Origin of the sequence: Pseudoduganella sp. (assembly GCF_041914865.1) — a bacterium.
In the GTDB taxonomy this organism is placed as follows: Bacteria; Pseudomonadota; Gammaproteobacteria; order Burkholderiales; family Burkholderiaceae_D; genus Rugamonas.
Genome location: NZ_JAYSCO010000032.1, coordinates 1 through 26,273 on the forward strand (window position 1 = coordinate 1; position 26,273 = coordinate 26,273).

General features: G+C 65.5%; 28 protein-coding genes. 12 read left to right on the top strand and 16 right to left on the bottom strand.

All coding sequences use genetic code 11. The annotated features are described in order from the left end of the window. Positions 1-122: 122 nt before the first annotated feature. Positions 123-569 carry a MarR family winged helix-turn-helix transcriptional regulator gene (locus ACE3TQ_RS15710; RefSeq protein ID WP_374583219.1) on the bottom strand — a complete coding sequence of 149 codons (447 nt, stop codon included), beginning with the start codon at positions 567-569 and terminating at the stop codon, positions 123-125. Positions 570-670: 101 nt separating this feature from the next. Here ACE3TQ_RS15710 and ACE3TQ_RS15715 point away from each other — a divergent pair, with 101 nt between their 5' ends. Next, the gene (locus ACE3TQ_RS15715) at positions 671-928 is read left to right on the top strand and encodes a hypothetical protein (protein WP_374583220.1); all 258 of its coding nucleotides are present in this window, start codon (positions 671-673) and stop codon (positions 926-928) included. On the opposite strand, the gene ACE3TQ_RS15720 is transcribed toward ACE3TQ_RS15715, so the two are convergent. Then, positions 898-2,085 carry a multidrug effflux MFS transporter gene (locus ACE3TQ_RS15720; RefSeq protein WP_374583221.1) on the bottom strand — a complete coding sequence of 396 codons (1,188 nt, stop codon included), beginning with the start codon at positions 2,083-2,085 and terminating at the stop codon, positions 898-900. The genes ACE3TQ_RS15715 and ACE3TQ_RS15720 overlap by 31 nt on opposite strands. 126 nt (positions 2,086-2,211) lie before the next feature. Between ACE3TQ_RS15720 and epsC the strand changes: the two genes are divergently transcribed. The 4 genes from epsC (at position 2,212) to ACE3TQ_RS15740 (ending at position 6,221) form a co-directional block, all read left to right on the top strand. Beyond that, positions 2,212-3,129 carry a serine O-acetyltransferase EpsC gene (gene epsC / locus ACE3TQ_RS15725; RefSeq protein WP_374583222.1) on the top strand — a complete coding sequence of 306 codons (918 nt, stop codon included), beginning with the start codon at positions 2,212-2,214 and terminating at the stop codon, positions 3,127-3,129. A gap of 429 nt (positions 3,130-3,558) precedes the next feature. Next, positions 3,559-4,125 (top strand): YceI family protein, encoded by a 567-nt coding sequence (locus tag ACE3TQ_RS15730; protein ID WP_374583223.1) that lies wholly within the window; start codon positions 3,559-3,561, stop codon positions 4,123-4,125. A 4-nt stretch (positions 4,126-4,129) separates the two neighbouring features. Next, on the top strand, positions 4,130-5,890 hold the full coding sequence (locus tag ACE3TQ_RS15735; protein ID WP_374583224.1) for an amidohydrolase: 1,761 nt from the start codon (positions 4,130-4,132) through the stop codon (positions 5,888-5,890). 127 nt (positions 5,891-6,017) lie between these two features. Next, complete coding sequence (locus ACE3TQ_RS15740; RefSeq protein ID WP_374583225.1) at positions 6,018-6,221, top strand: hypothetical protein; 204 nt, start codon at positions 6,018-6,020, stop codon at positions 6,219-6,221. A 284-nt stretch (positions 6,222-6,505) separates the two neighbouring features. Here the strand turns inward: ACE3TQ_RS15740 and ACE3TQ_RS15745 are convergent, their stop codons facing one another. Beyond that, positions 6,506-7,204: a hypothetical protein gene (locus ACE3TQ_RS15745; RefSeq protein ID WP_374583226.1), complete on the bottom strand. Its 699-nt coding sequence runs from the start codon at positions 7,202-7,204 to the stop codon at positions 6,506-6,508. A gap of 424 nt (positions 7,205-7,628) precedes the next feature. Here ACE3TQ_RS15745 and ACE3TQ_RS15750 point away from each other — a divergent pair, with 424 nt between their 5' ends. Further along, positions 7,629-8,624, top strand: coding sequence for a hypothetical protein (locus tag ACE3TQ_RS15750; RefSeq protein ID WP_374583227.1), 996 nt, complete (start codon positions 7,629-7,631; stop codon positions 8,622-8,624). Between the two features lie 35 nt (positions 8,625-8,659). Further along, positions 8,660-8,818, top strand: coding sequence for a hypothetical protein (locus ACE3TQ_RS15755; RefSeq protein WP_374583228.1), 159 nt, complete (start codon positions 8,660-8,662; stop codon positions 8,816-8,818). On the opposite strand, the gene ACE3TQ_RS15760 is transcribed toward ACE3TQ_RS15755, so the two are convergent. Beyond that, positions 8,815-9,414, bottom strand: a complete 600-nt coding sequence (locus ACE3TQ_RS15760) for a hydrolase (protein WP_374583229.1) — start codon at positions 9,412-9,414, stop codon at positions 8,815-8,817. The genes ACE3TQ_RS15755 and ACE3TQ_RS15760 overlap by 4 nt on opposite strands. A 15-nt stretch (positions 9,415-9,429) precedes the next feature. Beyond that, complete coding sequence (locus ACE3TQ_RS15765; RefSeq protein WP_374583230.1) at positions 9,430-11,043, bottom strand: ATP-binding protein; 1,614 nt, start codon at positions 11,041-11,043, stop codon at positions 9,430-9,432. A gap of 263 nt (positions 11,044-11,306) precedes the next feature. Here ACE3TQ_RS15765 and ACE3TQ_RS15770 point away from each other — a divergent pair, with 263 nt between their 5' ends. Then, positions 11,307-11,891, top strand: a complete 585-nt coding sequence (locus ACE3TQ_RS15770) for a LysE family translocator (protein ID WP_374583264.1) — start codon at positions 11,307-11,309, stop codon at positions 11,889-11,891. On the opposite strand, the gene ACE3TQ_RS15775 is transcribed toward ACE3TQ_RS15770, so the two are convergent. Beyond that, positions 11,875-12,540 carry a YceI family protein gene (locus ACE3TQ_RS15775; protein WP_374583231.1) on the bottom strand — a complete coding sequence of 222 codons (666 nt, stop codon included), beginning with the start codon at positions 12,538-12,540 and terminating at the stop codon, positions 11,875-11,877. The two genes, ACE3TQ_RS15770 and ACE3TQ_RS15775, sit on opposite strands and share 17 nt — an antisense overlap. A gap of 411 nt (positions 12,541-12,951) precedes the next feature. Between ACE3TQ_RS15775 and ACE3TQ_RS15780 the strand changes: the two genes are divergently transcribed. From ACE3TQ_RS15780 to ACE3TQ_RS15790, 3 genes are read left to right on the top strand one after another with little or no spacing between them, the layout of a single operon-like run. Further along, on the top strand, positions 12,952-13,653 hold the full coding sequence (locus tag ACE3TQ_RS15780) for a glutathione S-transferase family protein (protein ID WP_374583232.1): 702 nt from the start codon (positions 12,952-12,954) through the stop codon (positions 13,651-13,653). Between the two features lie 15 nt (positions 13,654-13,668). After that, positions 13,669-14,292: a glutathione S-transferase family protein gene (locus ACE3TQ_RS15785; RefSeq protein ID WP_374583233.1), complete on the top strand. Its 624-nt coding sequence runs from the start codon at positions 13,669-13,671 to the stop codon at positions 14,290-14,292. A 3-nt stretch (positions 14,293-14,295) separates the two neighbouring features. Further along, positions 14,296-15,057, top strand: coding sequence for a substrate-binding periplasmic protein (locus ACE3TQ_RS15790; RefSeq protein ID WP_374583234.1), 762 nt, complete (start codon positions 14,296-14,298; stop codon positions 15,055-15,057). Here the strand turns inward: ACE3TQ_RS15790 and ACE3TQ_RS15795 are convergent. From ACE3TQ_RS15795 to ACE3TQ_RS15820, 6 genes are all read right to left on the bottom strand, one after another. Beyond that, positions 15,026-16,093 (bottom strand): branched-chain amino acid ABC transporter permease, encoded by a 1,068-nt coding sequence (locus tag ACE3TQ_RS15795; RefSeq protein WP_374583235.1) that lies wholly within the window; start codon positions 16,091-16,093, stop codon positions 15,026-15,028. The genes ACE3TQ_RS15790 and ACE3TQ_RS15795 overlap by 32 nt on opposite strands. Continuing rightward, complete coding sequence (locus ACE3TQ_RS15800; protein WP_374583265.1) at positions 16,093-17,016, bottom strand: branched-chain amino acid ABC transporter permease; 924 nt, start codon at positions 17,014-17,016, stop codon at positions 16,093-16,095. Before ACE3TQ_RS15800 ends, ACE3TQ_RS15795 begins: the two co-directional genes overlap by 1 nt. Before the next feature lie 75 nt (positions 17,017-17,091). Further along, positions 17,092-17,814, bottom strand: a complete 723-nt coding sequence (locus ACE3TQ_RS15805) for an ABC transporter ATP-binding protein (RefSeq protein ID WP_374583236.1) — start codon at positions 17,812-17,814, stop codon at positions 17,092-17,094. Further along, positions 17,807-18,556: an ABC transporter ATP-binding protein gene (locus ACE3TQ_RS15810; RefSeq protein ID WP_374583266.1), complete on the bottom strand. Its 750-nt coding sequence runs from the start codon at positions 18,554-18,556 to the stop codon at positions 17,807-17,809. Before ACE3TQ_RS15810 ends, ACE3TQ_RS15805 begins: the two co-directional genes overlap by 8 nt. A gap of 12 nt (positions 18,557-18,568) precedes the next feature. After that, positions 18,569-19,738 carry a substrate-binding domain-containing protein gene (locus ACE3TQ_RS15815; RefSeq protein ID WP_374583237.1) on the bottom strand — a complete coding sequence of 390 codons (1,170 nt, stop codon included), beginning with the start codon at positions 19,736-19,738 and terminating at the stop codon, positions 18,569-18,571. Between the two features lie 27 nt (positions 19,739-19,765). Next, entirely contained in the window at positions 19,766-20,632 is an 867-nt protein-coding gene (locus ACE3TQ_RS15820) for an alpha/beta fold hydrolase (protein WP_374583238.1), read from the bottom strand. Positions 20,633-20,769: 137 nt separating this feature from the next. Here ACE3TQ_RS15820 and ACE3TQ_RS15825 point away from each other — a divergent pair, with 137 nt between their 5' ends. Then, the gene (locus tag ACE3TQ_RS15825; protein ID WP_374583239.1) at positions 20,770-21,672 is read left to right on the top strand and encodes a LysR family transcriptional regulator; all 903 of its coding nucleotides are present in this window, start codon (positions 20,770-20,772) and stop codon (positions 21,670-21,672) included. Here ACE3TQ_RS15825 and ACE3TQ_RS15830 read toward each other — a convergent pair. From ACE3TQ_RS15830 to ACE3TQ_RS15845, 4 genes are all read right to left on the bottom strand, one after another. After that, on the bottom strand, positions 21,627-22,166 hold the full coding sequence (locus tag ACE3TQ_RS15830; RefSeq protein WP_374583240.1) for a hypothetical protein: 540 nt from the start codon (positions 22,164-22,166) through the stop codon (positions 21,627-21,629). The two genes, ACE3TQ_RS15825 and ACE3TQ_RS15830, sit on opposite strands and share 46 nt — an antisense overlap. Before the next feature lie 4 nt (positions 22,167-22,170). Beyond that, positions 22,171-23,052, bottom strand: a complete 882-nt coding sequence (locus ACE3TQ_RS15835; protein WP_374583241.1) for a DUF692 family multinuclear iron-containing protein — start codon at positions 23,050-23,052, stop codon at positions 22,171-22,173. Continuing rightward, positions 23,033-23,290, bottom strand: a complete 258-nt coding sequence (locus tag ACE3TQ_RS15840) for a hypothetical protein (protein ID WP_374583242.1) — start codon at positions 23,288-23,290, stop codon at positions 23,033-23,035. The genes ACE3TQ_RS15835 and ACE3TQ_RS15840 overlap by 20 nt, the downstream gene beginning before the upstream one ends. Positions 23,291-23,437: 147 nt before the next feature. Then, the gene (locus ACE3TQ_RS15845; RefSeq protein ID WP_374583243.1) at positions 23,438-26,113 is read right to left on the bottom strand and encodes an AAA family ATPase; all 2,676 of its coding nucleotides are present in this window, start codon (positions 26,111-26,113) and stop codon (positions 23,438-23,440) included. Between the last annotated feature and the right edge of the window lie 160 nt (positions 26,114-26,273).

A 26,273-nucleotide genomic window follows, 5' to 3' on the forward strand; every position in this document is an offset into this window, starting at 1 on the left:
CGTGTGTGGCGTGTGTGGCGTGTGTGGCGTGTGTGGCGTGTGTGGCGTGTGTGGCCGGCGCGGCGTGCGCAGCTGGTGCGGCGGCGTAAGGGGAGGCTTTGTTCATGTGCTGGTCTTCCTGTTCAGCCGTGCCGGGTGTTGGCCTGGATCCGCTGCAGCATGTTTTCCAGCTGCGCTTCCTCTTCCGCGCTAAATCCCTGCAGCATGCGCTGGTTGACGCGGCTGACGGCGGCCATCATCTGCGGGTAGAGGGCGCGGGCGGTATCGGTCAGCTCCAGGTTCAGGGCGCGCCGGTCGGCCGGGCAAGGCACGCGGCGGATCAGGCCTTTTTCCTCCACACGGTCCAGCAGGCGTTTCATGGCGCCGGTGTCGTAATCGAGGTAGCGCGCAAAGTCGCTCAGGGTGTGCGCGCGCTGGTGGGCGATGCCGGCGATGACGCGGAACTGGGCGCAGGTCAGCCCCAGCGGCTCGAGTTCGTCGCTCATGTCGCGGAAGGCGGCGTTGCGGGTCTGGCTCAGCAAGTAGCCGAGGAAGCCGCCGCGCAGGGTAGTCCAGGAGGGATCGGTCATGGCAATATCCTTCATTAATGAAGTAATTATACTGCCTAGGCAGAGAAAATCAAGGAATCCGCATTCGGTGTAGAGTGGGCCTAACTATTGAGGAGAGCACAATGGACGAGGAAACCAGGCGGCAATTCATTGCCGAGGTGTGGAAGCGCTATGTGGAGGTGCAGAACTGGGCCATCGCCAACTGGCCGGACAAGGAGCACCCGCTGAGCAGTGCCGAATTTGTCGAAGGGAGGAAGGAAATACTGGGCCTGGGCTTACCACCCAACCTGCGGCCCGGCTATGAGCCGCCCCAGCCGGCATTGGAGCCGGAGCAGGGCGGCCCGCAGTATCAGGACGTGACGCCGGCGCCCTGGCCCTGAGCCAGGTGATAGGCGGCGTAGCTGACCACCAGGCAGGCGGCCAGGCCGAAGGCCAGGTGCAGGGCGCTGCCAAACAGCAGCGGCGCCACCAGGCCGGACACCAGCGCGAACAGCATCATCTGCAGGAAGGACTGCATCGAGGCCGCCAGGCCGCTATGGTTGGGGAACAGGTTCATGCCCGCCAGCGTCAGCGGCGGCATGGCCAGGGCCAGCGAGAACGAGTACAGGAACAGCGGCAGCACGGCCCACGGAATGGCGGCGCTGAAGAACCAGTTGTACGCCACGTTAAGCGCAGCGGAAACGGCCATCAGCGCAAAGCTGATGCGGATCAGGGCGCGCGGCGCCACCTTGTGCGCCAGTTTGCCGCTGGCCGTGGCGCCCAGCACGTGGCCGCTGATCAGCGGGATGAAGAGCCAGGCGAAGGCGGTTTCCGGCAGCTTCAGGATGTGCATGATGAAGTAGGCGGCGGAGCCGATGTACAGCGCAAAGCCGCCGAAGGCCGCGCCCAGCGAAATCGAGAGCAGCAGGAAGCAGCGGTGGCGCAGCACCATCCAGTAATTGCCGGCGATGGCGCCCAGGTGCAGCGGGTGGCGCTTTTCTTTCGGCAGGCTTTCCGGCAGCCAGCGCCAGACCGCCACCAGCATCACCACGCCGAAGGCGGTGAGGAACCAGAAGATCGAGCGCCAGCCGAACGACACCTGCAGCCAGCCGCCGAGCACCGGCGCAATCGCCGGCGCCAGGCCGAACACCATCATTATATTGCCCAGCATCTTCTGGGCTTCCATGCCCTCAAAACGGTCCTGCACGATGGCGCGGCCGATCACCGAACCGGCGCCCGACGCCAGCCCTTGCAGCACGCGCGCGCCGAGCAGGAAGCCGAAGGAGCCGGCCAGCGCGCCGCCCAGCGACGCCAGGATGTACAGCACCAGCGACCACAGGATCACGGGCCGGCGACCAAAGCTGTCGGACAGGGTGCCGTAGAACAGCATCATGAAAGCGAACGTGAACAGGAACAGGCTCAGGGTCTGCTGGATCGCCATCGGGCTGGCGCTGAAGGTCTCCGCGATGGCAGGGAATGATGGCAGGTAAGTATCGATTGCCAGCGGGCCGACCATGGTCAGGCCGGCAAGCAGCAAGGTAAGGAGGATATTCTTCATGTAATGCCCGGGATCAAGGGCGCTATTTTAAGGGAATCGCCGATTGCCTGCTTATGCGCTGGAAGCATAAGCTTCTGCGAACTGCTTCTTTCGTTTTTGCGCCGCGGCTCGATATGCTTGTGCCTTATGGCTATCGACTCTTACGGCGCCGCGAGCGGCGCAGCACGCTGGGACCTCGACGAAGTGGTGCGCCAGCTGCGCGTGTCGCGCGAAGCGACGCACAACATCCGCCACCAGGGACGCGTACGCGAACTGCCGTCGCGCGCCGAGCTGGTGCAAATCCTGGAAGGACTGTCCGCCGTGCTGTTCCCCACGCACTACGGCCGCCCCAACCTGACCGACGAAAGCATCGACTACTTCGTCGGCGACACGCTGAACACCACGCTCGACCGCCTGCACGAACAGGTGCGGCGCGGCCTGCAGTTCGGCGCCGGGCCGGCGGAGACGGAAGAAGGGCAGGCGCAGGCCGCGCTGTCCATCACGCGCGCCTTCGCCGCCACGCTGCCGCAGATCCGCGCGCTGCTGGTGTCCGATGTGCAGGCAGCCTACGCCGGCGACCCCGCCGCCACCTCGATCGCCGAAATCATGCTGTGCTACCCGGGCATGGTGGCGATCCTGCACTACCGGCTGGCGCACAGCCTGCATCGCCTGGGCGCGCCCTTCATCGCGCGCATCATCAGCGACATCGCCCACTCGCGCACCGGCATCGACATCCACCCCGCCGCGCAGATCGGCGCCAGCTTCTTCATCGACCACGGCACCGGCGTAGTGATCGGCGAAACCACCATCATCGGCGAGCGGGTGCGCCTGTACCAGCACGTGACGCTGGGCGCCAAACGCTTCCCGGCAGATGCATCGGGCAACCTGATCAAAGGCACGCCGCGCCACCCGATCGTGGAAGACGACGTGGTGATCTACGCCGGCGCCACGGTGCTCGGACGGATCACGATCGGCGCCGGTTCCACAATCGGCGGCAATATCTGGCTGACGCAAAGCGTGCCGCCCGACAGCAACGTATCGCAAGCGCATATGCGCAGTGACTAAGGCGCGCGCCCGCCATACCGGCGGGGCAGGCGCCCTTGGCCGCCGCGGCGACGAAGAAAAGCGGATAAGCAAACGCAAAACAATTCGTTGGCCCGGCACGGCGGGCAGCGTACGCTTGGCAGCTCCCATCCACCCGCACAAGGATACGCATGAACCGCTACCAGCAAGCACGCGCAGCCCGCCGCCGCATCCTGGGATTCTTTGCCGCCAGCCTGTTCCTGGCCGGCTTGCTGGCCGGGCTGCTGCCCTCCGCCTTGCTGGCCTAGGGGAGGGCGGCGCGCAACCGCCTACCTCGAAAGGGTGATTGTTTTTTGCTTGAATGTGGTGCCTACTATCGAAAAAGTCGATCAGTAGCGCGCACATTATGCGTTTTACACTGATCGGTAGTCGTCGCATAATGGTCAATCCAACCCACATGGAGCACTGACAATGAAAAAACTGATCGCCCTGGCCCTGGCCGCCGGCTTCTCGCTCGCCGCCTCCGCCGCGCCGGAAACCTTCAACATCGATCCAAGCCACTCCTTCTCCCGTTTTGAGTACAGCCACTTCGGCTACTCGACCCAGGTGAACAAGTTCAACAGCACCGTCGGCAAGATCACGATCGACCGCGCCGCCAAGACCGGCTCGGTGGAAGTGACCATCGACCCGAAATCGGCCAACACCGGCTCCGACCTGTTCAACAGCCACCTGCAAGGCCCCGACTTCCTCGACTCCGCCAAATACCCGGCCATCACCTACAAGTCCACCAAGTTCGTCTTCAACGGCGACAAGCTGGCCGGCGTAGAAGGCAACCTGACCATCAAGGGCGTGACCAAGCCAGTTAACCTGGAAGTGACCTCCTTCCACTGCATGCCGCACCCGATGCTGAAGAAAGACGCCTGCGGCGCCAACGCCATCGCCAAGATCAAGCGCAGCGACTTCGGCGCCGGCAAATACGCCCCGCACGTCAGCGACGAGCTCACCCTCGGCTTCTCCATCGAAGCGATCAAGGAGTAAGACCATGGCCCGACCGCTGCTGGCCGCAGCCTTGCTGGCTGCCTTGCTGCCGCATGCCCAAGCGACAGACCTGATCATCACCAATGGCAAGGTCGCCACGATGGCGCGCGAAGGCAGCTTCGCGCAGGCAGTCGCCGTCAAGGACGGCATCATCACCGCCGTGGGCAGCAACGCCCAGGTGCTCAGGCTGAAAAAGCCCGGCACACAGGTGATCGACGCCGGCGGCCGCACGGTCATCCCGGGTCTGAACGACTCCCACCTGCACATCATCCGCGAAGGCCTGAACTACAACGCCGAACTGCGCTGGGACGGCGTAACCTCGCTCAAGCGCGCCATGCAGATGCTGCGCGAGCAGGCCGCCCGCACGCCGGACGGCGCCTGGATCAAGGTGGTGGGTGGCTTTAACGAATTCCAGTTCGAGGAACGGCGCCTGCCGACGCTGGAAGAAATCAACGAAGCCGTGCCCGACAAGCCGGTCTTCATCCTCTACCTGTACGGCCTGGGCTTCCTGAACAAGAAGGGCATCGAAGTCCTGGGCTACGACAAGGACACCAAATACAAGGACGGCGTGGTGGAGCTGGGCGCCGACGGCAAGCCGACCGGCCTGCTGGTCGCCAAGCCGAACGCCATGGTGCTGTACTCCACGCTCGGCAAGACCGGCGCGCTGCCGCGCGAGCAGCAGCTGAATTCCACCATCCACTACTACCGCGAGATGAACCGCCTGGGCGTGACCAGTGCCATCGATGCCGGCGGCGGTGGCCAGGCCTACCCCGACGACTACTCGGTGACCCTGGAGCTGGCCAAGGACGGCAAGCTGACCGTGCGCACGTCCTACTACCTGTTCGCGCAAAAGCCCGGCAAGGAGCTGGAGGATTACCAGCGCTGGCTCACGATGGCCAAGCCCGACCGCAACGACCACATGTTCTATGCCAACGGCTACAACACCGAAGGCGCCGGTGAGAACCTGGTCTGGAGCGCCGCCGACTTCGAGAACTTCCTCGAACCGCGCCCCGAGATGCCAAGCCATATGGAAGGCGAACTGGAACCGGTGCTGCGCCTGCTGGTGAAGAACCGCTGGCCGTTCCGCATCCATGCCACCTACGGCGAATCGATCGAACGCGACCTGGCCGTGATCGAAAAGGTCAACCGCGAGATCCCGTTCAAGGGCCTGCGCTGGTTCTTCGACCACGCCGAGACGATCACCGACGCCCAGCTGGCGCGCGTGAAGGCACTGGGCGGCGGCGTCGCCGTGCAGGACCGCATGTACTTCCAGGGCGAGCACTACTGGCAGCGCTACGGCGCACAAACGCGCCAGATGCCGCCGCTGCGCAAGATGCTCGAGATGAAGATCCCGGTCGGCCTCGGCACGGACGGCACGCGCGTCTCGAGCTATGGCCCGTGGCCCTCGATCTACTGGGCGGTGACGGGCAAGACCGCCGGCGGGCTCTCCATGTGGCAGCCGCGCGACCGCCTCAGCCGCTTTGAAGCGCTGAAGCTGATGACCTCGGGCAGCGCCTGGTTCAGCGGCGAGGAAAAGCTGAAAGGCCAGATCGCCAAAGGCCAGTATGCCGACCTGGTGGTGCTGCCGAAAGACTATTTCAGCATCCCCGAAGCCGAGATCAAGACGCTGGAAAGCGCCCTGACCGTCGTCAACGGCCGCATCGTCCACGCCGCAGGCGACTTCGCCCGCTACGCCCCCGAAGCGCCGCCGATCCAGCCCGAGTGGAGCCCCGTCAAGCATTACGGCGGCTACCAGAACCGCTAAGCGCGCGAGCCCGGGTCACGCCAAGTGGCACGGGCGCGGTTTGCCCCGGTGTTGCGGGTGGGATATTGACTTCCTGGGTTCTTGGTTAATACTTCCATGACCGCCCATCCCCGCCTGAAGGTGTCCTATGGATCTGCTGCATCACACCCCTCGCGTCGACCTGGCGCGCAGTGAGATCGTTGACCGTGGTATCGAGGTGCAAGCCAGTTTCAGCACCTTGTGCGCCGTGGAATATATGAAGTCCCACAACATATCGTCCGCCATCATCCAGCGTGTCTTGCTGCAGCCTGCCCAGCGGCGTGCGGCAGGGCAGGTTATGCACAACAATTGACGATAGGTATCACGCGACTTTAATTAGTTAAAGAACGCGTGTGAGAATTCGTGATTTTCTAAGTCGTTGATTTTTAATGGACTTTTATCTGCACATTGAACAGGCAGTTTGTTGGAAATGGCGTCGTTGAGGGCTGTTTGCCTTGTCAAGACCCCCTTATCAACAAAGATATCCACAAACAATGTGGATAAGGGAAAAAGCCCTTTTCAATCCGCCACTTAGCGCGGTTAGCGGGAAATAACGGGGAAATGGCAGCAAGATAACTACTGTACGTGCATACAGTATTATTTCAGGATGCGTCCCGAGGCGCTGAAAGTGCCCGGTTCCGCGCCCGGCTGGACCTGGATATCCACAGTGGCAGGCGGCTGGCCAATGGTGAGCTGGCCGGACCATGCTTCACCCTGCTGCAAGCCCTGCAGGATGGCGGCAAATTGCTCGCGGTGCTGGTTGTATTTGGCCAGCTGGGCTTGCAGCTGCACCAGGTCGGAATAATTGCGCAGGGACGAAATGACCGTGGTGAACAGCTTGCGCGTGGTCAGGTCAGTCTTGCACCAGAAATCATTGATGTCGTAGTCGAGGATGATGCTGTGCTCCAGCGCCTGGCCGGGCTGGCCGGTCCGCAGCACAATGCGCACCAGCTCGTTCTTCAGTTCCGAGCGGATCTGGTTGGCAACGCGCAGGCCGGCATCGCTGGTTTCCATGATCACGTCCAGCAGCACCAGTGCCACGTCGGGATTGTTGCGCAGGGTCGTCAGCGCTTCTTCGCCGGAGTAGGCGTGCAGGAAGCTCAGGCGGCGGCCCATGAAGCAGGCGTTGCTAAGGGAGAACTTGGTAACCACGTGCACGTCGACGTCATCGTCGACGATCAGGACCCGCCACGGCGCGGGGCTGGCGCCGGCGGCGAGTTCGGAAGAACCGGCCTGCGCCTCGTCGTCAATCATCCAGCCTTCGTTTGCGTCGTCGTCAGGAACTTTCACGTCCATGCATTTTCCCTTCATCCATTGTGGACACGTTATTCTGCGGCAGGGTTTTTGTCAAAATATTTTCCGAAGGCTCAGTGAGTTGCAAGAAAGCACACACGCACACTTGCTAAGTCTTTGATTTTATTAGAACTAAACGTTTGCCAAAGAATTGGGCAATTTATAGAAAGCCGCGCCGTTACAGGCGAAACGGGCTGTCAAGGGCCGCTTTTCCACATCCTTATCCACAGTGAAAGTGGATAACTCGAATTTCGTCTTTAAATACTTCGTATTAGCGCAATTTTATCATCTGGTCTATGAAGCTGCTGCGCCCGGGCATATCGGCCGCAACGCTCTTCATGTGAGCGCATGCCAACAAATTTCAAGCGCTAGTTGCCAAAATGCAAAAGTTTCTGTAGCTTTGGCGCGGCTGGAAATTTAAAGGAGCATGAACATTGCACATTTCAAGACGGATCGGCTAGCGTCGCTTGCGCGCGCCGTACGCTTCTGCGCCACGAACGATTCTGTCGCTGGTTTCGTTGGCCTGCTTGTCGTGATCGTATTGGCCGGTTACTTTGGCCCGCCGACGTATCCGGAACCTGTGATAACAAAGCTCGCGCAGCGGCCTGGCATAGCGCAGGGCATTGCGGCGTCCAGGGACGGTTCGGTTTTCATGACGTTCCGCGGCGACGAGGCGCTGTTCCGCCTGGATGCGAGGACGCGGGCAATGGAGGCGGTGACTACATTGCATAACCCCGGAGCTGTTGCTTCCGATGGTAACGGTGGCGCCTATGTGGCCTATAGCGTGGATCCCGGTTACGGCGATGTCTTCCATACGGCCTTGGGGCTGGTCACACGATCCGGTGTTACCGAAGTGCTGCGCGTGCCGTCGAATATAGGTGGCATCGCGACCGATGGGCAGGGAACAATCTTCGCGACGGCGGGCGAGATCTGGAAAGTCACTCCGGATGGCCGCAAGACTTTGCTGGCCGGGGCGGAGCTGGAGGGCGAAGCTGTTCGATATCTCTTGCCGGTAGGCGTTGCGGTGAATGCGCTTGGGCAGATGCTTGTCGTCGACGACCGGCACGCCGTTTTCCTGGTCGAAGGCGGGAAGGTCCGGCAATTGGCAGGCCGGGTGGGCGAATGTGATTTCGCGGATGGCATCGGCGATAGCGCCCGATTCTGCGGTCCGGCCGCTGCTGTTGCAGACATCGATGGGAGCTTTCTTGTGGTCGACCAGGATTGTGCGGTCCGCAAAGTGACAGCAGAGGGGCGGGTTACAACAGTCATAGGCTTGCCTGACCGGGGTCCTAAGGGCGTTGTCCAGCTGCCTGGGGAGGAGTGCCGGCCGTGGGTGCGCTCAATTGCAGTAGACAGCAATGGCGATATCCTGTTGGCGGCGCGTTCGGCGCTGCGCGTGCAGCTCAGGAAGTTGGCGAAATAGCGGAAGGTGGAATTTGCATGGTTGGGAACCGTGATGTGAAGACCTGGGTGGTCTTCGCGCCTGGATGTACGGCATCGGCATTTGGGCTGGCCGCGCCGGTCGATAATCCGTTGCGGTTTTCCGGCAAGATGGATGCCGAGGCCAGGGCGTGGAGTTTTCCCGTTGCCGCGCGCATCAACGGTTTGGCGCGCTAAGTCTTGACGCTTGCCTTCCTTGCTCTTTTTTTCTTTGGCGGAAGCGCCAGGTGCTTCACCTGCTTGTACCTTTCGAGGAAAAGCTCGTAGGCGCGGTCAGGCCCAAGCGGGACGATCCGCGATTCCACCGGTGCGGGAAGGTGGCCCCACTCCATCCATGCTGCAGGTAGAAGGTCGCGCAGTTCCGTGGCCATGCAAATCAGATCGGCATGCTTGATGTCTGGATGCTCGTCCTGGAATCCGAATTCCCGGCGCAGCGCATCCTTGATCGGCTTGACTGCGTTCTTGACGAAATCCCGGCCCAGGAGGACTTTTACTGGCGACGGCCAGTCGCCCAGAAACTCCTCGCAGTCATGCATCAACGCGGAGTAGGCGAGTTCCGGTGCGACCAGGTGCGAGGCCATCACGCAGTGCTCCGCCACCGAATACCACGGGCGGGCGGCGCCGCCCCAGCGCGGCTGGGAGGCCAGGCATAGCGCGATGTCCTCTATAGGCAAGCCCGATGCGTCGGGATTGGCGAGGTCGAAGACAAAGCCGGAGGGCAGCAGTATTGCCGAGCGGCCGTCGGGCTTGTTGAAAAAATCAGGTTGCTGCATAGCTGTCGATAGCGCTCATGCCGCTATCGTATCGTCGCGGCGCAGGTCGTTGCAAGCTTGCAGGATGAGGGATTCGAGTTCCGGCAACAGGGCGGCGGCGCTTTGCAGGTCGCCGCTGGCGCTGGCCTTCTCCATCTGGTGGCACAAGGTGTGCAGTTCCGGTGCGCTCAGGTAGCCGCAGCTGCCTTTCAGCGCGTGGAAGGCGCTGGTGGCGCCTTCGCCGTCGCCGTTCTGCAGCGCCAGGCGGCCTTCTTCCAGGCGGCGCGGCGCTTCTTCCAGGAAGGCTTGCGCGATGCGGCGCTGGTGGCGCGGCGTCATGCCGCTCAAAGGCACGATGTGGATGGCCGGGTTGGCGGGGGCGACGCCGAACATGTCGTCCAGCTCGGCCAGCGTGGGCGCGGTGCGCGGCAGCTGGCGGCCGCGCGCCAGCAGCTGGTTGATGGTCTTTTCCAGCAGGTCGAACAGCAGGCGTTCGTCGACCGGCTTGCTGAGGAAGCCGTCCATGCCGGCCGAGCGGTAGCGCGCGCGGTCCAGGTCGGTGGCGTTGGCGGTGAGGGCGATGATCGGGATCAGCGGGTCGCGCACCGGCAAATCCAGGCTGCCGCCACGGCGGATCAGGCGCGCGGCCTGTTCGCCGTCCATCTGCGGCATGCGGCCGTCCATCAGCACCACGTCGTAATCGTCGCTGTGCAGGGCGCGCAGCGCTTCCAGGCCGTTCTCGGCCACGGCCACTTCGTGCCCCATGCCTTCCAGCAGGGTGCTGATGATGATCTGGTTGGTGCGCACGTCTTCCGCGCACAGCACGCGCAGGCGGTGGGCGTGGCGCAGGTGGGCCGGTACGTTAAGCGGGCTTTCCTCGGGCGGCGCGCCCAGGGCCAGCGGCAGCGAGAAGCGCACCGTGGTGCCTTTGCCGAGGCGGGTGTCGGCTTCGATATGGCCGCCCATCAGGTCGACCAGCTCTTTGCAGATGGCCAGGCCCAGGCCGGGGCCGTCGGCGCGGCGGGTGGAGGAGAGGTCGGCCGGTTCGAACTTGCGGAACAGGCGCGGCAGCATTTCCAGCGGGATGCCGGGGCCGGTGTCGGTGATGGCGAAGCTGACGCGCGCCAGGCCGTCCGCCGATTCGCCCGAGGCGCGCAGGCGCACTTCGCCGCGTTCGGTGAATTTGATGGCGTTGCCCAGCAGGTTGAGCAGGATCTGGCGGATGCGGTTCGGGTCGCCCTGCACGTGGCGCGGCAGGCCGGGCGCCAGTTCGCAGCGCAGCAGCAGGGCCTTGGCGTCGGCCTGCGGGCGCAGGATGGTGATGGCTTCGTCGATGATGTCGATCAGGTCCAGGTCCTGGGTGCTGATGGACAGGCGGCCGGCGTCGATGCGGGAAAAGTCGAGCAGGTCGTTCAGGATATTGAGCAGGGCTTCACTGTTCTTCAGGCCGATGCGCAGGTATTCCACGGTGCGGTCGGCGATGGTGCGGTCGCGCAGGGCGAATTTGAGCATGCCGATCACGCCCGCCAGCGGGGTGCGGATGTCGTGGCTCATGGCGGCCAGGAAGTCGATCCGGTGCCGGCCCAGCTTTTCGTTTTGCAGCTGGATGCGTTTGAGTTGCGTCTCACTGTCGGCCAGGCGCTGGCGCAAACGGCGGTTCTGCCAAAACAGCAGGATAAGCGCGGCCAGCCCCAGGATTAATAACAGGGATACCGGAGATTCAAATAGTGAGACGAAATAGGAAAACAATTATTAATGGTCCCCTCAATATCAATATTGTAATGGACAAATCGCTATCCTGATGTAGCGAATTGTTGTTGGTGTATCATCGCTGCTCCCTGTATTAACTACTTGAATGAAAGAAACCCGTGCTGATCGCTCCTGAACAAGGCCTGGCCTTTCTGGCTGCCGCCATGCTGATTACCGTTTCCCCCGGACCGGACAACCTGATGGTGTTAAGTATGGGCATGTCGCGTGGGCGCAAGCAGGGCGTGGTGTTCGGCCTGGGGTGCGCCCTGGGCTGTCTTAGCCATACGGTCCTGGCGGCGCTGGGCGTGGGGGCGCTGATCGCCGCGTCGCCTGCGGCGTTCACGACGCTGAAGGTTGCTGGTGGACTCTACCTGATCTGGATGGGGATTGGCGCACTGCGCAGCAAGGGCGGGGCGCGGGTGGGGCAGGCCGATTTGCCGCAGGAGTCTTTGGGTCGCCTGTTCGCCAAGGGCTTGTTTGCCAACGCGATCAATCCGAAAGTCGTGCTGTTCTTCCTGTCGTTCCTGCCGCAGTTCGTGGTGGCGGGGCGCGGCGATGCGAGCTGGCAGACGGCCCAACTGGGGCTGCTGTTTACGCTCCAGGCTTGCGTGCTGTTTGGCGCGCTTGGCTATTTCTCGGGCGCGGTGGGCAAGTGGATCAACCGTCATCCGCGCGCCGGCCTGTGGCTCGATCGCGGCGCGGGCGCGGTCTTTGTCGGACTTGGCTTGCGCCTTATCGTCGCGCGCTGATCGCGAAGCGCAGCTCCATTTCATCCTTCACGGACAGCGCCCCGCCGAACACGGCGAAGGGCGTGATGCCGAAATCGCTCTGGCGTGCGGTGAAGCTGCCGCTTGCCTTCAGTGCCTTGCCGTCGGCCTGCAGCTGCAGCGGCACGCGGTAGTCGCGCGTGACGCCGTGCAGCGTGATGTGCGCATTCAAAACCTCGCCGTGCAGGTCGGCCCGCACCACAACCCAGGGGTGGGCGGCGGCCTGCAGCACCTTGCTGAACATATTCCTGCGCGTGCCGTCGATGGCGTCGGCACTGGGCTGGGTTTCCAGGCCGGCTTCCTTGCGCAGGGCCGGTTCATCCACCTGCAACTGGTCGAGGCGGAAGCGCAGTTCGGTGTGTCCTTTGGCCAGGTCGACGAAACCCTCTATCTGGCGCGTGGCGACCACGTGGTCGTGGCCCATGCGGGCCAGCGGGCCGCTGCGGCGCACCGTGATGGCGACCAGCGATTCGCCGGGGACGATGGCATGGGCCTGCTGGCTGGCAGCCAGCGTGGGAGCGGCGGCGGGAACGGCGGGCGGCGCTGGCGGGGCCGTGCTGCAGGCGGAAATGGCCAAAGCGCCCAGGCTGAAGGCGGAATAAATGGTCCATTTACAAATTTTTTCCTGCATTGTGACTTTTCGAGAGTTTCTCTTATAAAAATTGTACTATCTTATACGAAGTCGTGTAGTTTCGATCTTCGGAAAATCAACCGCTTATATTGGCGGCTGATTATCCATCCCAGCACTTTCAAATCTCTCCCGATTTGAATCCCTTCACCCGCGCATGGCGCGGGTTTTTTTTCGTCCGCGCATATTTCGTTCCTTAATGAAGTCCTAAGCCTTGACGCCGGGAAAGGTGGCAAAGTACCTCCATAGCCTGCAGCGACGCTGCAAGCCCGGTTGCCGGATTCCTCAATCCGGCACAGTTTCGTTTCTTCTATCCCCGCGCCCTAAAAAGCGTTTTCACCGGCCCCCTCCCAATCGGCCGGTTTTTTTTTGTGCGCTCGGATATGATGCAGCGATCCCTCGAAAGGAACGCTGATGATCGATTTTTACACCGCGGCGACGCCGAATGGTCACAAGGTTTCCATCGCACTGGAAGAGCTGGAACTGCCATACGAGCTGCATGTGCTCGACCTGGGCAAGGGCGAGCAGAAGGAGCCGTGGTTCACGGCGATTAATCCGAACGGGCGCATCCCGGCCATTGTCGACCGTGCGGAAGACAACTTTGCCGTGTTCGAGTCGGGCGCGATCCTGCTCTACCTGGCGGAAAAAACCGGACGCCTGATGCCGCAGGACGCCAAGGGGCGCTCGCTGGTGATGCAGTGGCTCATGTTCCAGATGGGCGGCATCGGCCCCATGATGGGGCAGGCGAATGTGTTCTTCCGCTACTTCCCGGAAAAGATCCAGCCTGCCATCGACCGCTACCAGGGCGAGTGCCGGCGCCTGTTCAAGGTGCTCGATACGCGCCTGGCCGGGCATGAGTTCCTGGCCGGCGATTATTCGATCGCCGATATCGCCAACTGGGCCTGGGTGCGCACGCACCGCTGGTCCGGCGTGGACACCGAGGGCCTGCCGCACCTGCAGCGCTGGATCCGCGCCATCCGCGCGCGGCCGGCGGTGCAGCGCGGCATCGAGCGGCCGCCAAGCGATGTGTTGGTTCGGCCCGACAGCGAAGAAAAAGCGCAACAGTTTGCCGCCGAGGCGCGCAAAATGCTGGAAACCGGCCAGTCGCGCCAATAAACCAGAGGAGACCGAATGAAGCTGTACACCGCCCCCCGTGCCCCCAACCCGCGCCGCGTCGCCATGTTCATGGCGGAGAAGGGCATCCAGCTGGAACTGCAGAATATCGATTTGGGGGCAGGCGAGCATCGCAGCGAGCGTTTCCTGGCGCTCAATCCCTTCGGCCGCGTGCCGGCGCTGGAGCTCGACGATGGCCGCATCCTGTGCGAAACGCGCGCCATCTGCACCTACCTGGAAGGCCTGCACCCGGCGCCTAACCTGATGGGCGAAGATTTCGAGGAGCGCGCCTTCATCGAAATGGCGGACCGGCGCATGGAGCTGCACCTGTTCGCCATTGCCGCCAACAGCATCCGCCATTCGCACCCCGGCTTCGCGCCGATGGAGAACCCGCAGTTCCCCGACTTCGGCGCCGCGCAGGGCGAGAAATTCCGCGAGAACGCGCGCTGGCTGGACGGCGTGCTGGCGACCCAGCCTTTCATCGCGGGCCAGCGCTTCACCATCGCCGACATCACCGCCTTCTGCGCCTTCGACTTTGCGCGCGGGCTGATGAAGTTCCGCCCCGCCGAGCATGGGCTGGCGCACCTGCAGGCCTGGCGCGACCGCATTGCCGAGCGACCGAGCGCCAGCGCTGGAACCTGAAGCATGGCATTGACGCGGCGCCGCTGTTTGCTGGCCTGCCTGCCGGGCATGCTGGCATGGTGCGCCGCGCCGCGTGCCGGCGCTGAAACCCGCGCGCTGCGCGCCGCCGTGATGCAGATCGAGCCGTACGGCATGCTCGATGCGCAGGGCCGCCAGAGCGGCGCCTATACCGAAGTCTTCGAGTTGCTGGGCCGCGAGCTGGGGCGCCCGGTCGAGGTGGTGGGCGCGCCGTATGCGCGTGCGCTGGCGCTGCTGCGTTCCGGCCAGGTGGACATGATGCTGGCCATGCCCAGCCCGGCCATCGCCGAGGTGGCGCAGCCGGCGGGTGCGGTGTGGTCGCTGGAAGCGATCGCCATCGGCCGCGCCGGCACGCCGCTGCGCCGCATCCGGGACTTGCGCGGCTTGATCGTGGCGCGCATCCGCGGCACGGACTACGGCCCGGAGTTCATGAACGACAAGGCGATCCACCATTACGAAATCAGCGACCATGTGCAGGGCTTGCACATGCTGCTGGAAAAACGCATCGACGTGCTCGTCGGCGGCCGGCCCGGCATTTTCTATGCAATGCGCAAGCTCGGCGTGCAGCGCAGCCAGCTGGGAAGCGCGTTCCCGGTCAATGCACGCGACGTGCAATTGCATATGTCGAAGAAGTTCGACGATGCGCGCCTGGCCAGCGAAGTGCGGCGCGGCATGGCGGCGCTGCGCACCGATGGCCGCATCGATGCCGTGATCGCTAAGTACTCGTCCGGCCTGCCGCGCGAGTAAGTTTGCCCACGATCCCGCTCGGGAAGAAGTAGATGGCCAGGATGAACAGGATGCCAAGCCACAGCAGCCAGCGGTCCGGGTGCAGCGCCGCTTCCAGCAGCGGCACGCCGGCCACCGCGCCGGCCGCCTGCGCCATCAGCGACTTCAGGTAGTTGTTGGCCAGGATGAAGAGGGCGGTGCCGATCACGGCGCCGTACATGGTGCCCATGCCGCCGATCACCACGATCAGCAGGATGTCGGTCATCACCTCGAAGCCCAGCGTGGTCTTGGGGCCGACATAGCGCAGCCACAGGGCCAGCAGGGCGCCGGCCAGGGTGGCGGCGACGGCGCCGATGCAGTTGGCGGCGATGCGGTAGACCACGGTGCGGTAGCCCAGCGCCTCGGCGCGGAATTCGTTTTCGCGGATCGCCTGCAGCACGCGCCCGAACGGCGAGTTCACGATGCGCAGCAGGGCCAGGAAAATCAGCACGGCGGCGAAAAACACGATGTAGTAGGTGAGTACCTTGCCGTCCACGATGCGGCCCATGAACTCGCCGAACTCGTTGGCGGGCGACAGCAGGTCGGGCACGTCGAAGGTTTTGCCGTCCTCGCCGCCGGTCAGGTCGGACAGCTGCGAGGCCAGCACCGCGAAGCTGGATGCCACCGCCAGCGTGATCATGGAGTAGAAGATGGCGCGCACGCGCAGCGCGAACAGGCCGATGATGAAAGCCAGCACCAGGGCCAGCGCCAGTGCCGCCAGCAGGCCGATGGCGGCGCCGCTCCAGGTCGGCGTCATGCCGTCGAAACCAAGGCCGACGCCGTAGGCGCCGATGCCGAAGAACATGGTATGGGCGAACGAGACGATGCCGGTGTAGCCAAGCAGCAGGTCGTAGGAGGCCACCAGCACGATGTAGATGCAGATGGTGGCGGCGGTGTTCAGCGGGCGGGCGCCGGTGGTGATGAAGGGCGCCAGCGCCAGGGCCAGCACCACCAGGGCCAGCATGGCGCCCAGGGTGCGGCTGCGCGGCAGGTCGCCGGAGAGCAGGGTAGTCAGCATTATTTCCTCGACAGGCCGGCTGGGCGCCACAGCAGGATGGCGATCATCAGCACGATATGGGACACGAGCGCCAGCTTGGGCGCCAGGAAGCCGGCGTAGTTGGCGGTCAGCGCCATCAGCAGCGCGCCGATGAAGCAGCCGCCCACCGAACCTAAGCCGCCGATGATGATGGTGATGAAGACCATGACCATCACTTCGCCGCCCATGGAGGCGGTCAGGGTTTCCTTGTACAGGCCCCACATCACGCCGCCCAGGCCGGCCAGCGCCGAGCCGGCGGCGAACACGGCGACGAACAGGCGGCGGATGCGGTAGCCCAGGGCTTCCACCATCTCGCCGTTCTCCACGCCGGCGCGGATCAGCAGGCCTAGCTTGGTGCGGTTGAGTACCAGCGTCAGCACGGCGAACACCAGCAGGCCGACCACCACCGCCAGCAGGCGGTACTTCTCGATGGCGGCGTCGCCCAGCAAGATGGCGCCGCGCAGGGCGGCTGGCAGCGGCATGGGCTTGTGGTCGGCGCCCCAGACCACGTGGATCAGCTGCTCGACCACGATCATGCCGCCCATGGTGATCAGGATCTGTTTCAGGTGCTGGCCGTAGACTGGCATGATGATGACGCGCTCGAAGGCCCAGCCCAGCAGCGCGGTCACCGCCATGGCCATGGCGACGGCCATGCCCAGCACGGCCAGGTTCAAGGCCAGCGAGTCGGCTTCCAGCCAGCCCTGCATCGGCAGCAGCACCAGGGTGGCGGCGAAGGCGCCGACCGAGACGAAGGCGCCGTGGCCGAAGTTCAGCACGTCCATCAGGCCGAACACCAGGGTCAGGCCGCTCGACATGATGAAGATCATCATGCCCATCGCCAGGCCGGCCATGGTCAGGGTGACCCAGGTCGGCACGCTGCCGACCAGCGGCAGCATGGCCAGCATCAGGGCCGGCACCAGCAGCAGGGGCAGCACGTCGCGCGGGACGGCGGGCAAAGTGGTTGCGCTCACGGTTATTCCTTATTGGTGCGAGTCGAGGGCCAGTCCCAGCAGGCGTTCCTGCAGGGCGCGGTCGGCGGCCAGGTCGGCCATGGCGCCGCTGTGGACGATGCGGCCGTCGTCCATCACCGCCACGGTGTCGCCCAGCTGGCGCACGAAGTTGAAGTTCTGCTCCACCAGCAGCACGGTGGTCTGGCCCTTGAGCTGGCGGATGGCGTCGGCCAGGTTCTGGATGATGGCCGGCGCCAGGCCCTTGGTCGGCTCGTCGATCAGCAGCAGCGCGCGCGGTTCGATGATGGCGCGCGCGATGGCGACCATCTGTTTCTGCCCGCCCGACAGGTTGCCGGCCGGGTAGTTCCAGAACTTCTCCAGCGCCGGGAAGAAGGAGAAGATCCACTCCAGGCGCGCCGTGTCCATCGGCCCGCTGCGCGCGGCCAGGACCAGGTTTTCGCGCACGGTGAGGGCGCTGAACACCGCCATCGATTCCGGCACGTAGGCGATGCCGGCCTGCGCGATGGCCGGCGTGTCCAGCTTGCCGATGTCGCGGCCATTGAACTCGACCTTGCCGGCGCTGGCGCGCCACAGGCCCATGATGGTACGCAGCGTGGTGGTCTTGCCGGCGCCGTTGCGCCCCAGCAGGACCGTCAGGCCGCCGCGCGGCACCGCCAGGTCGACGCCTTGCAGGATGTGGTATTCGCCGATGTGCGTGTGCACGCCGGACAGTGTGAGCAGGGTGTCAGTCATGGAGCGCGCTTCCGAGGTAGGCTTCCTGCACGATGGCGGAGGACATGACGGCGGCCGGTTCGCCGTCCGCCACCAGGGCGCCATGGTGCAGCACGATGATGCGGTCGGCCAGGGCGCGCACCACGTCCATCTTGTGCTCCACCAGCAGCACGGCCTTGTTGCGTTCGGCCTTGACCTGGTGGATCAGGTCCAGCACCACCGGCACTTCGTCCACGCTCATGCCGGCCGTGGGCTCGTCGAACATCATCACTTGCGGCTCCAGCGCGAGCAGGATGGCCACTTCCAGCTTGCGCTTGTCGCCGTGCGACAGGGCGGCCACCGGCGTGTCGCGCCGCGCCGCCAGCGCCACGCGCTGCAGGTAGTGGTCGGCGCGCTCGATCAGCTCCTTGTGGCTGGACCAGACCGACCACAGCTTCATGCCGGCGCCGGCCTGCGCCTGCACCGCCAGCCGCACGTTCTCGTGCACGCTAAGGTGCGGGAACAGGTTTGTCAGCTGGAAGGCGCGCCCGATGCCTTTGCGGGTGCGCGCCGCCGGGCCGCTGCGGGTGATGTCCTCGCCGCGCAGCAGCACCTGGCCGCTGCTGGCCGGCAGCTGGCCGGACATGAGGTTGAAATAGGTGGTCTTGCCGGCGCCATTCGGGCCGACGATCACCGTCAACTGGCCCGCGTGGAAATCGGCGCTGACGTTATCGACGGCCGTGTGGCCGCCGAAGCGGATGGTCAGCCCGAGTGTGGACAGCAATGGAGTCATGGTTCAGCGCTTGTTCTTGATGGGGACCGGCAGCTCGGCTGCCGGGATTTCGCGCACCAGTTCCAGCAGGTCCCATTCGTTCTTCTGCTCCTTCTTGATGCGGAAGTGGTACATCGGCTGCATGGCCTGGTGGTCTTCCTTGCGGAACACCATGCGGCCCTTGGGCGTGTCGAACTCCATGCCTTCCATGGCAGCGATCAGCCGGGGCGTGTCGCCGCCGCCGGCTTTGGCCAGGGCGGTGACGACGGCGCTGGCGGCGCTGAAGCCGCCGGCGGTGAACATGTCGGGCGGCTTCTTGTAGCGCTTCATATGCTCGGCCACGAACCAGTCGTTCATCGGGTTCTTCGGGAAATCGTAGTAGTAATAGATCGTGCCTTCGGTGCCGGCGAAGGCTTTCCAGGTCTTCAGCACCGGCAGGATATTGCCGCCCGGCGCCAGCGTGATGCCGTAGCGCTCGGGCTTCATGTCGGCGATCTTGTTCATCGGGTTGGGGCCGGCCCAGATGATCTGCAGCACGCGCGGCTGCGGCTTGTCTTTCAGCTGGTCGAAGATGCGCTGGGCCGAAGCGGTGAAATCGGTGGCGTTCTGCGGCGCGTATTCCTCATGCACGATGGTGGCTTTGGAGCCGGTCAGGCGCAAGGCTTCGCGCGCAGCTTTCACCGCGTCCTTGCCGAAGGCGTAGTCCTGCGCCAGGAAGGCGACGCTGCCCTGCTTGAAGGTGGACGCGGCGGCCAGCCCGTCCTGCATGGAGTTGCGGGCGGTGCGGAAGATGTACTTGTTCCACTTCTGGCCGGTGATCGCGTCCGACACGGCCGGCTCCACGATCAGCACTTTCTTGTACTCGGCGGCGATCGGCAGCATGGCGATGGCCGAGCCGGAGGAGCTGGTGCCGACCGCGATATCGACCTTGTCGTCGCCATAGGCTTCGGCCAGCATGGTGCGGCCCAGGTCCGGCTTGCTCTGGTCGTCCTTGACGATGACCTTCAGCTTGCGGCCGTTGATTTCCATCTTGCCTTTGGTGAGGTATTCGAGGCCGAGCATGAAGCCGGCTTCGGTCTCCTTGGCATACGGTTCGAGGATGCCGGTCTTGCCGGCGATGAGCGCGACTTTCAGTTCCTGCGCGCCGGCCAGCAGCGGCGTCAATGCGATGAGTAGCGGTATGTATTTTTTCATTCGGTGTCTCCGTCCGCCCAATATAGTTCAATCCACGCTGTCGAGGAAGCTGCGCAGCGCCTCCAGCGCGGCGGGTTCCGACAGCATGGGCGCGTGGCCGACGCCCGGCACCTCGGCATAGCGCATGCCCGGCGCGGCGGCGCGCATGGCGCCGGCCTGCTCCGGCTCGATCAGGTCCGACAGGCCGCCGCGCACCAGCATGGTCGGGCGCCGGCGCGCCAGGCGACGGAAGGCGAAGTGCGCGGCCAGCGAGGTGGCCTTCAGCTTGTTGGCGCGGATCGGTACCGCGATGTTCGGGTCGTAGCGCAGCGCCAGCCGGCCGTCGCGCTCTTCGCGGAAGGCGCGGCGCGCCCAGCGTTCCCACTCTTGCGCCGAGTTGTCGGGAAAGGCCACGTCGTTGATGCCTTTGATGTAGTCGGCCGCCTGCTGCCAGCTGGTGAAAGCCTCGCCCTTGCCGGTATAGCCGCGGATGCGGGACAGGCCGCGCTCCGACAGCGCCGGGCCCACATCGTTCAGCACCGCCGCCGCCACCAGGCTCGATTTGCGCACCGCCAGCGTCATGGTGATCAGGCCGCCCATCGAGGTGCCGATGAAGACCGCGCGCTCGATGCCCAGGTCGCGCGCCAGCTTGACCACGTCGTTGGCGTAGACCATGGGCGTGTAGCGGTCTGGCTTGGGGTCGTAGTCGGAGTTGCCCCGGCCGCGCACATCGACCGCGATTACGCGCCGGCCCTGGGCGGCGATCCATGGCGCCACGTCTTCGAAGTCGGCCGAATTGCGCGTCAGGCCGTGGATGCAGATCACGGGCAGGCGCGCGGCGCCGCTGGCGGCCGGATAGTCGCGCGCATACAGGCGCAGGCCATCGTCGCTGGTGTAGCTGATCTCGGAATACATAGTCCTCGTGGGCAGCGTTGCAGGAGCGTGCAGTGTGCAAGAAATGCATCACTGCGGGAACCGGAGGCGGCGCCCACCGTGTGTGCATTTTTGCACAGCAACACCCATGCGCCGGAAAATGATGCACAATACGCCGCATGAAGACATTGCCCGAATGGACTGACCTGCGTTTCTTCCTCGAGCTGGCGCGCGCCGGCACCTTGTCCGGCGCCTCGCGCCGGCTGGAGGTCGAGCACACCACCGTTTCGCGCCGCATCGACCGCCTGGAGCAGCAGCTTGGCGCCACCCTGTTCGACCGCTCGCGCGAAGGCTACGAACTGACCGAGATGGGGCACGCCGTGCTGCCGCATGCGGAGGCGATGGAAAGCGCCGTGCTGGCGGCGCAGGGGCAACTGTCCGGCACCGAGGTGGCGATCCGTGGCGTGGTGCGGCTGGGCGTGCCGGAGGCGCTTGGCGTGCGCTTCATCACGCCGCTGCTGGCGACCTTCCTGCAGGACTACCCCGAGCTGTCGGTGGACTTGCTGGTGCAGCCGCGCTTCGCCAACCTGGCCAGCCGCGAGGCCGACCTGGGCGTGACGCTCGATGCGCCCAACACGGGCCGCTACATGGTGACGCGCCTGGCCTCGTTCCGCCTGTATGTCTACGGTTCGCCGGCCTACCTGGCGCGCCACCCGCCCATCCAGCGCCGCAGCGACCTGGCCGGCCACGATTTTGTCGACTACGTGCAGGACCGCCTGGCCAGCAATGAGCTGAACTTCCTCGACGAACTGGGCGTGAACCCGCGCCGCCGCCTGTGCTGCACCGGCATGCTGGCGCAGGCCGAAGCCGCCGCCGCCGGCCTGGGCCTGATGATGGCGCCGCCCTATATGGCGACCGACGGCCGCCTGGTGCCGGTGCTGCAGGACGAGGTCTACGTGGAGCGCGCCTACTGGCTGGTGGCGCCGGTCGACCTGTACCGCCTGCCGCGCGTGCGCGCCGTGTGGAATCTGCTGCGTCAGTTCGCCGAGGCGAATGCCACGCTGTTTATCTCGAATAAGTGAGGCAGGGCGGCGCTGACCGTGCTGCGGTAGGCGGCCGGCGCTGCCGGCGCGGGCAGGGGCGCCCCCTGCGCCAGCGCGTGCAGCAGCGGCGCCGGATCGCAGCACCAGTCCACCACATAGCTGCCCGCGTCGCCGGCGCGCACCTTCATCAGCGCCAGTTCGAACTGCGCGACCGCCACCACCAGCGGGTCGGCATGGCCGGCCAGGAAAGCCAGGAAGGCCAGCGGCTGGTACTCGCGGAACGGCGAGATGTTCTGCCGCCGGATGAACGCTTGCAGCGCTTCCTCCAGCAGGCCGCGCTGGCGCAGCAGGGCCACGCTCAGCACGCAGGTGCGCTCCAGCACGAACACGCGCCACAGGTAGACGTTGCCGCGCGCTTCCTGCAGGTCGATGGAGGCGGCCACGCGGTGGTAGTAGGGCGCGTCGGCGGCGCCGGGCTCAAAGGTCGCGCGCATCAGGCCGAGCAGGATGCGCTGGTGGCTGGCCAGGTCCATGCTGTCACCTCCATTGGCGTTGCCGCATCTGCTGCAGGGTGCCGGCGATGGCGGCGTGGCCCAGGCCGGGCACGGCTTCGGGCATGAATTCGTAGACGATCACTTCGGCCTCGGTGGCGACGTCGCGCAGCACCTGCTGCGCCAGGTCCAGCGTGCCGGGGCGGGGCAGGCGCGAATGCACGTCCAGCATCAGGCCATTGTGGGTGACGCCGCAGGCCACGTGCAGCTCGCGCACATGGGCGCCGTCCAGTTCGGCCAGGAAGGCCTGGATGTCGAGCGCGTGGTTGTGCGCGTCGCATTCGAGGTTGTAGACGTCGAGGATCAGGCCGCAGCCGCTGGCGGCGGCAATGGCGTTGAGGAAGCCGGCGTCGGTATAGTCGGCCGGGCAGTCCGGCACCACGTGCACGATATTCTCCAGCAGGAAGGGCAGCCCGTAGCGCTGCTGCAGGCACCAGGCGCGCTGCGCCACCAGTTCGGCGGCCTGCTCGGTGCGCGGCAGGGCCAGCATGATGCCCAGGTGCTCGCCGTCGACCCGGGTATAGCCCAGGTGCTCGCTGTGCCAGCGCACGCGCACCTTGTCCACCAGTTCATCCAGCAGGCGCAGGTAGGTCGGCGACCAGCCGTCGTGCGAACCGATCGACAGGCTGACCCCATGCACCACGATGGTTTTCTCGCGGTCGATGTTCTGCAGCTCGGCCACGATGGCTGGGTCGAGGCGGATGGTGTCGCCCTCCGCCACGGACATGGTTTCCGGCGTGACCTCGATGATGTCGACGTGCGGCAGCATCAGTTCCAGGAGCGCCGGTTCGCGCCCCTCGTAGCTGACGCCCACGCCCGGAGCCGGGCGCGGGTCGGCGGCAGCCAGCTTAGCGTTGGAGGATTTCATTTTCCACCAGCACGCTTTCGATGTGCGGCACTTCGCGCATGACGCGGCCGATAGCCGGGTCGCCGCGCAGGAAGGTCAGGTCGAAGCCGGTCAGGCCGCAGTTGCAGCCGCCTTTCGGCACCATCTGCGCCACGGCCACGTCCAGCGCCTTGTGCAGTTCTTCCAGGGTGACGCGGCCTTCGCTGACCACGATTTTGATATGGTTTTTCTTGATGTTGCGAGCACTCAAATCTTCCATGACAGTCTCCAGGCGGTCCGGGTGGGGAAACAAGGCGGGGTGCGGGTTGTCGGACCAATGTGTGAACCGCGCCCTTGCATGCCACTTTAGGCGCGTGGCGGCGACGGCGAATTGGTACTGGTACCTAAATTCCGCGCCGGCCGGCACCTAGTTTTGCAGCAGCGAGGAGGGCGGACGGCGCAGCAGGTCGAGGCGCGTGCTGGCGCCCAGTTTGCCGAGCAGGGTGGAGACGTGGTGTTCGATGGTGCGTTCGGAGCGGCACAGGCGCTGCGCGATGTCGGCGTTGCTCAGCCCATCCAGCAGCAGCTCCAGCACCTGCGCTTCGCGCTTTGTCAGGCCGCAGGGATGCTCGCGCGCGGCGCCGTACGGGCCGCGCCGCGCTTTCGGCAATTGCGCCTGCATGCCGCCGGCGCGCGCCCGCTGGCGGGCCAGGGCGGCCGCCGGGGCGGCGCCGATCTGTTCCAGCAAGGCCAACGCTTTCGGGATGGCGGCAGCGGCGGCGGCATCGGGCAGGTCGAGCAGGGCCAGCGCCGCTTCGAACGGCAGGCCGAGCGCCAGCCAGGCATCGCAGGCCTCCATCGCCCGGCCCGACAGCTCGGCGGCGCGCGGCGCCGGCCAGGCGGGTGCTTCGTCGGCGCCAGAGGTGGCGCGGCCCTGCGTGGCGCTCAGGGGCGGCAAGCCCGCGCGCTGGCGCCAGACCGCCACCTCGGCCAGGTCCCAGGCATTCACGCCCGACAGGTCGAAATGCGCGATCTCGTCCAGCCAGCGACGGCAGGCATCGCCATCCTGCGCCTGCCACGCCGCCTCGCTCAGGGCCAGCAGCACCGGCAGCAGGCGCTGCGCCTCGCCGGTGGCGCGCGCCCACTGCAAGGCCTCGCGCAGGCAGGGCGCGGCTTCCTCGTCGCCCAGGCGCGACAGGGTGCGGCCCAGCACCGTCAGCGCCGGCAGGCGCATCACCAGGCTCAGGTCGGGCAGCGCGAGCACCTGGCGCGCCAGCGCGGCAGCGGTGCACAGCTCGCCCTTGTCGAGGTGGAGCTGGGCCTGCCAGCCGGTCAGGTAATGCACCCACGCATCCAGCTCATGCTCGTGGTGGTAAGCAAAGCCCTCCGCCAGCAGGCGCTCGGCCAGGGCGAACTGCTTGAAGACCACCGCGTATTCCGTCCAGTTGCTGTAGATGCGCGCCGCATGCTCGTGCAGGTGGCAGGCCAGCGCGATCTCCAGTCCCTCGGCCAGGTCGCGCTGGCCGGCATCGTCGCCCAGGAACAGGCGCGCGCTGCCGATATTGGTCAGCGCATGCACGCGCGTGTCGTTATCGTCCAGCGCCGTCGCCAGCTCCAGCGCGATCTGGCCCCATTCGATGGCCGAGTGCGGATGGTCCTGCAGCATCTGGTGCTGCGAGCGCATGCTGTACGCCATGGCCAGCTCCTTGCTGTTGGGGAGCTGTTCCAGCGTACGGATCGCCTCCAGCCCGTAGCGCTCCGCCTCGCGCGCCTCGCCCCGGTACCAGTAGGTGCGCGCCAGCCAGCGCAGGTTCAGGCCCACCTTGTCGGGCCGGTCCACGCTCTGCCACAGCGCGATGGCCTGCTGGCGCGCCTCGATCAGCTGCTGGTCGATGCGCAGCAGGCCCGCCTCGTAGGCCCAGTCCTCGTACAGCTGGGCCGCATCGCCGGTCCAGGCCACCGCATCGACGAACTGCAGCGCGCTGGCCAGGTGCGCCGCCGCCTGCCGGTGCGCGCCCAGCGCCGCCGCCTGGCGCGCCGCGCGCGGCGCCAGCTGCAGAACCATGTGCGCATCCTGCGCCCCGGTGGCATGGTGCACCAGGCGCGCCAGCTCCACCTTCGCCTGCGGCGGCGCCTGCTCCGCCAGCGCGTGGCACAGGCGCTTGTGCAAAGCGCGCGTGGCGGCCGGCCGCAAACCGCTCAGTACTGCCTGGCGCGCCAGCTCATGGCGGAACGACAGGTGGCCGGCCTGGCCGCGCTGCAGCAGGCCGCTATCGACGCTGCGGTCGATGGCCAGCGCCGCCCCATCGCCCAGCAAGGCTTCCAGCAACCACTCCTCCAGCGGCACCGGGCTCACGCTGACCAGTTCCAGCACGGTGCGCACGGTCGCGTCGAGCCGCGACAAGCGGGCCCAGACCGCATCGCGCACCGAGGCCGGCAACTGCCCCGGCGCAGGGGCGGCCGCATCGGCCAGCAGCTCGGACAGGAAAAACGGATTGCCGCCGGTGACACGGTGCAGCTCCACCGGATCGCAGGGCGCGCCCTGCGCCAGCTCCGCCACGGCGGCAGGCGACAAGGGCGGCAGGGAAAGGCGCTGGGTGCTGGCGGCAGGCAGGTCGCCGGCCCAGCGCCAGAAGGCATGGTCGGGCGGCAGTTCATCATCGCGCGCGCTGGCCAGCAGCAGGATCGGATGGCTGGCGACGCGGCGCGCCAGGTACTTCAGCAGATCGAGGGTGGCCTGGTCGGCCCAGTGCAAGTCTTCGCACACGACCAGGGCCGGGCGAGGCAGGCTGGCCAGGCGGCCCAGCAGCAAAGGCATCAACTGGTCCGGATGGGCCGCATGGTCGATGGCCGCGACCACGTCGCCGCCGAGCACCGGCGCAAAGTCGCGCAGCGGGCCGAGGACACGCGGGGTGGACAGATCTTCGCAAGCGCCCTGCAGCACCGTGAAACGGTCGCGCAGGCAAGCCGCGCAGGCCTGCAACAACGAGGACTTGCCGATGCCGGCCTCCCCCAGCACCAGCGCCATTCCGCCCGTGCCCGCAAGCACGCGACTGGCAAGCCGCTGCAGCGCCTCCAACTGCCTATCACGCTCGAGTAACATCTGGCTATCCTCACAGCCATCATATTCCTACCAGCGCAAAAGATTCTCACCAATCGTAACGAATTCGGGGTCAGGTCTGACAAACGGACAAAAGCTGCGTTTCGGCGGCGTTTGTGGGGTTGTCCGACCGGAGCCCGGATTTAGAGGTTTGAAGTGGTTG

Excerpts from the sequence above, each read along its gene's own strand:
- ACE3TQ_RS15710 (WP_374583219.1), bottom strand. The coding sequence starts at position 569 with ATGACCGATCCCTCCTGGACTACCCTGCGCGGCGGCTTCCTCGGCTAC.
- ACE3TQ_RS15715 (WP_374583220.1), top strand. The coding sequence starts at position 671 with ATGGACGAGGAAACCAGGCGGCAATTCATTGCCGAGGTGTGGAAGCGC.
- ACE3TQ_RS15720 (WP_374583221.1), bottom strand. The coding sequence starts at position 2,085 with ATGAAGAATATCCTCCTTACCTTGCTGCTTGCCGGCCTGACCATGGTC.
- epsC (WP_374583222.1), top strand. The coding sequence starts at position 2,212 with ATGGCTATCGACTCTTACGGCGCCGCGAGCGGCGCAGCACGCTGGGAC.
- ACE3TQ_RS15730 (WP_374583223.1), top strand. The coding sequence starts at position 3,559 with ATGAAAAAACTGATCGCCCTGGCCCTGGCCGCCGGCTTCTCGCTCGCC.
- ACE3TQ_RS15735 (WP_374583224.1), top strand. The coding sequence starts at position 4,130 with ATGGCCCGACCGCTGCTGGCCGCAGCCTTGCTGGCTGCCTTGCTGCCG.
- ACE3TQ_RS15740 (WP_374583225.1), top strand. The coding sequence starts at position 6,018 with ATGGATCTGCTGCATCACACCCCTCGCGTCGACCTGGCGCGCAGTGAG.
- ACE3TQ_RS15745 (WP_374583226.1), bottom strand. The coding sequence starts at position 7,204 with ATGGACGTGAAAGTTCCTGACGACGACGCAAACGAAGGCTGGATGATT.
- ACE3TQ_RS15750 (WP_374583227.1), top strand. The coding sequence starts at position 7,629 with ATGAACATTGCACATTTCAAGACGGATCGGCTAGCGTCGCTTGCGCGC.
- ACE3TQ_RS15760 (WP_374583229.1), bottom strand. The coding sequence starts at position 9,414 with ATGCAGCAACCTGATTTTTTCAACAAGCCCGACGGCCGCTCGGCAATA.
- ACE3TQ_RS15770 (WP_374583264.1), top strand. The coding sequence starts at position 11,307 with ATGCTGATTACCGTTTCCCCCGGACCGGACAACCTGATGGTGTTAAGT.
- ACE3TQ_RS15775 (WP_374583231.1), bottom strand. The coding sequence starts at position 12,540 with ATGCAGGAAAAAATTTGTAAATGGACCATTTATTCCGCCTTCAGCCTG.
- ACE3TQ_RS15780 (WP_374583232.1), top strand. The coding sequence starts at position 12,952 with ATGATCGATTTTTACACCGCGGCGACGCCGAATGGTCACAAGGTTTCC.
- ACE3TQ_RS15785 (WP_374583233.1), top strand. The coding sequence starts at position 13,669 with ATGAAGCTGTACACCGCCCCCCGTGCCCCCAACCCGCGCCGCGTCGCC.
- ACE3TQ_RS15790 (WP_374583234.1), top strand. The coding sequence starts at position 14,296 with ATGGCATTGACGCGGCGCCGCTGTTTGCTGGCCTGCCTGCCGGGCATG.
- ACE3TQ_RS15795 (WP_374583235.1), bottom strand. The coding sequence starts at position 16,093 with ATGCTGACTACCCTGCTCTCCGGCGACCTGCCGCGCAGCCGCACCCTG.
- ACE3TQ_RS15800 (WP_374583265.1), bottom strand. The coding sequence starts at position 17,016 with ATGCTGGCCATGCTGCCGCTGGTCGGCAGCGTGCCGACCTGGGTCACC.
- ACE3TQ_RS15805 (WP_374583236.1), bottom strand. The coding sequence starts at position 17,814 with ATGACTGACACCCTGCTCACACTGTCCGGCGTGCACACGCACATCGGC.
- ACE3TQ_RS15815 (WP_374583237.1), bottom strand. The coding sequence starts at position 19,738 with ATGAAAAAATACATACCGCTACTCATCGCATTGACGCCGCTGCTGGCC.
- ACE3TQ_RS15820 (WP_374583238.1), bottom strand. The coding sequence starts at position 20,632 with ATGTATTCCGAGATCAGCTACACCAGCGACGATGGCCTGCGCCTGTAT.
- ACE3TQ_RS15825 (WP_374583239.1), top strand. The coding sequence starts at position 20,770 with ATGAAGACATTGCCCGAATGGACTGACCTGCGTTTCTTCCTCGAGCTG.
- ACE3TQ_RS15830 (WP_374583240.1), bottom strand. The coding sequence starts at position 22,166 with ATGGACCTGGCCAGCCACCAGCGCATCCTGCTCGGCCTGATGCGCGCG.
- ACE3TQ_RS15835 (WP_374583241.1), bottom strand. The coding sequence starts at position 23,052 with ATGAAATCCTCCAACGCTAAGCTGGCTGCCGCCGACCCGCGCCCGGCT.
- ACE3TQ_RS15840 (WP_374583242.1), bottom strand. The coding sequence starts at position 23,290 with ATGGAAGATTTGAGTGCTCGCAACATCAAGAAAAACCATATCAAAATC.
- ACE3TQ_RS15845 (WP_374583243.1), bottom strand. The coding sequence starts at position 26,113 with ATGTTACTCGAGCGTGATAGGCAGTTGGAGGCGCTGCAGCGGCTTGCC.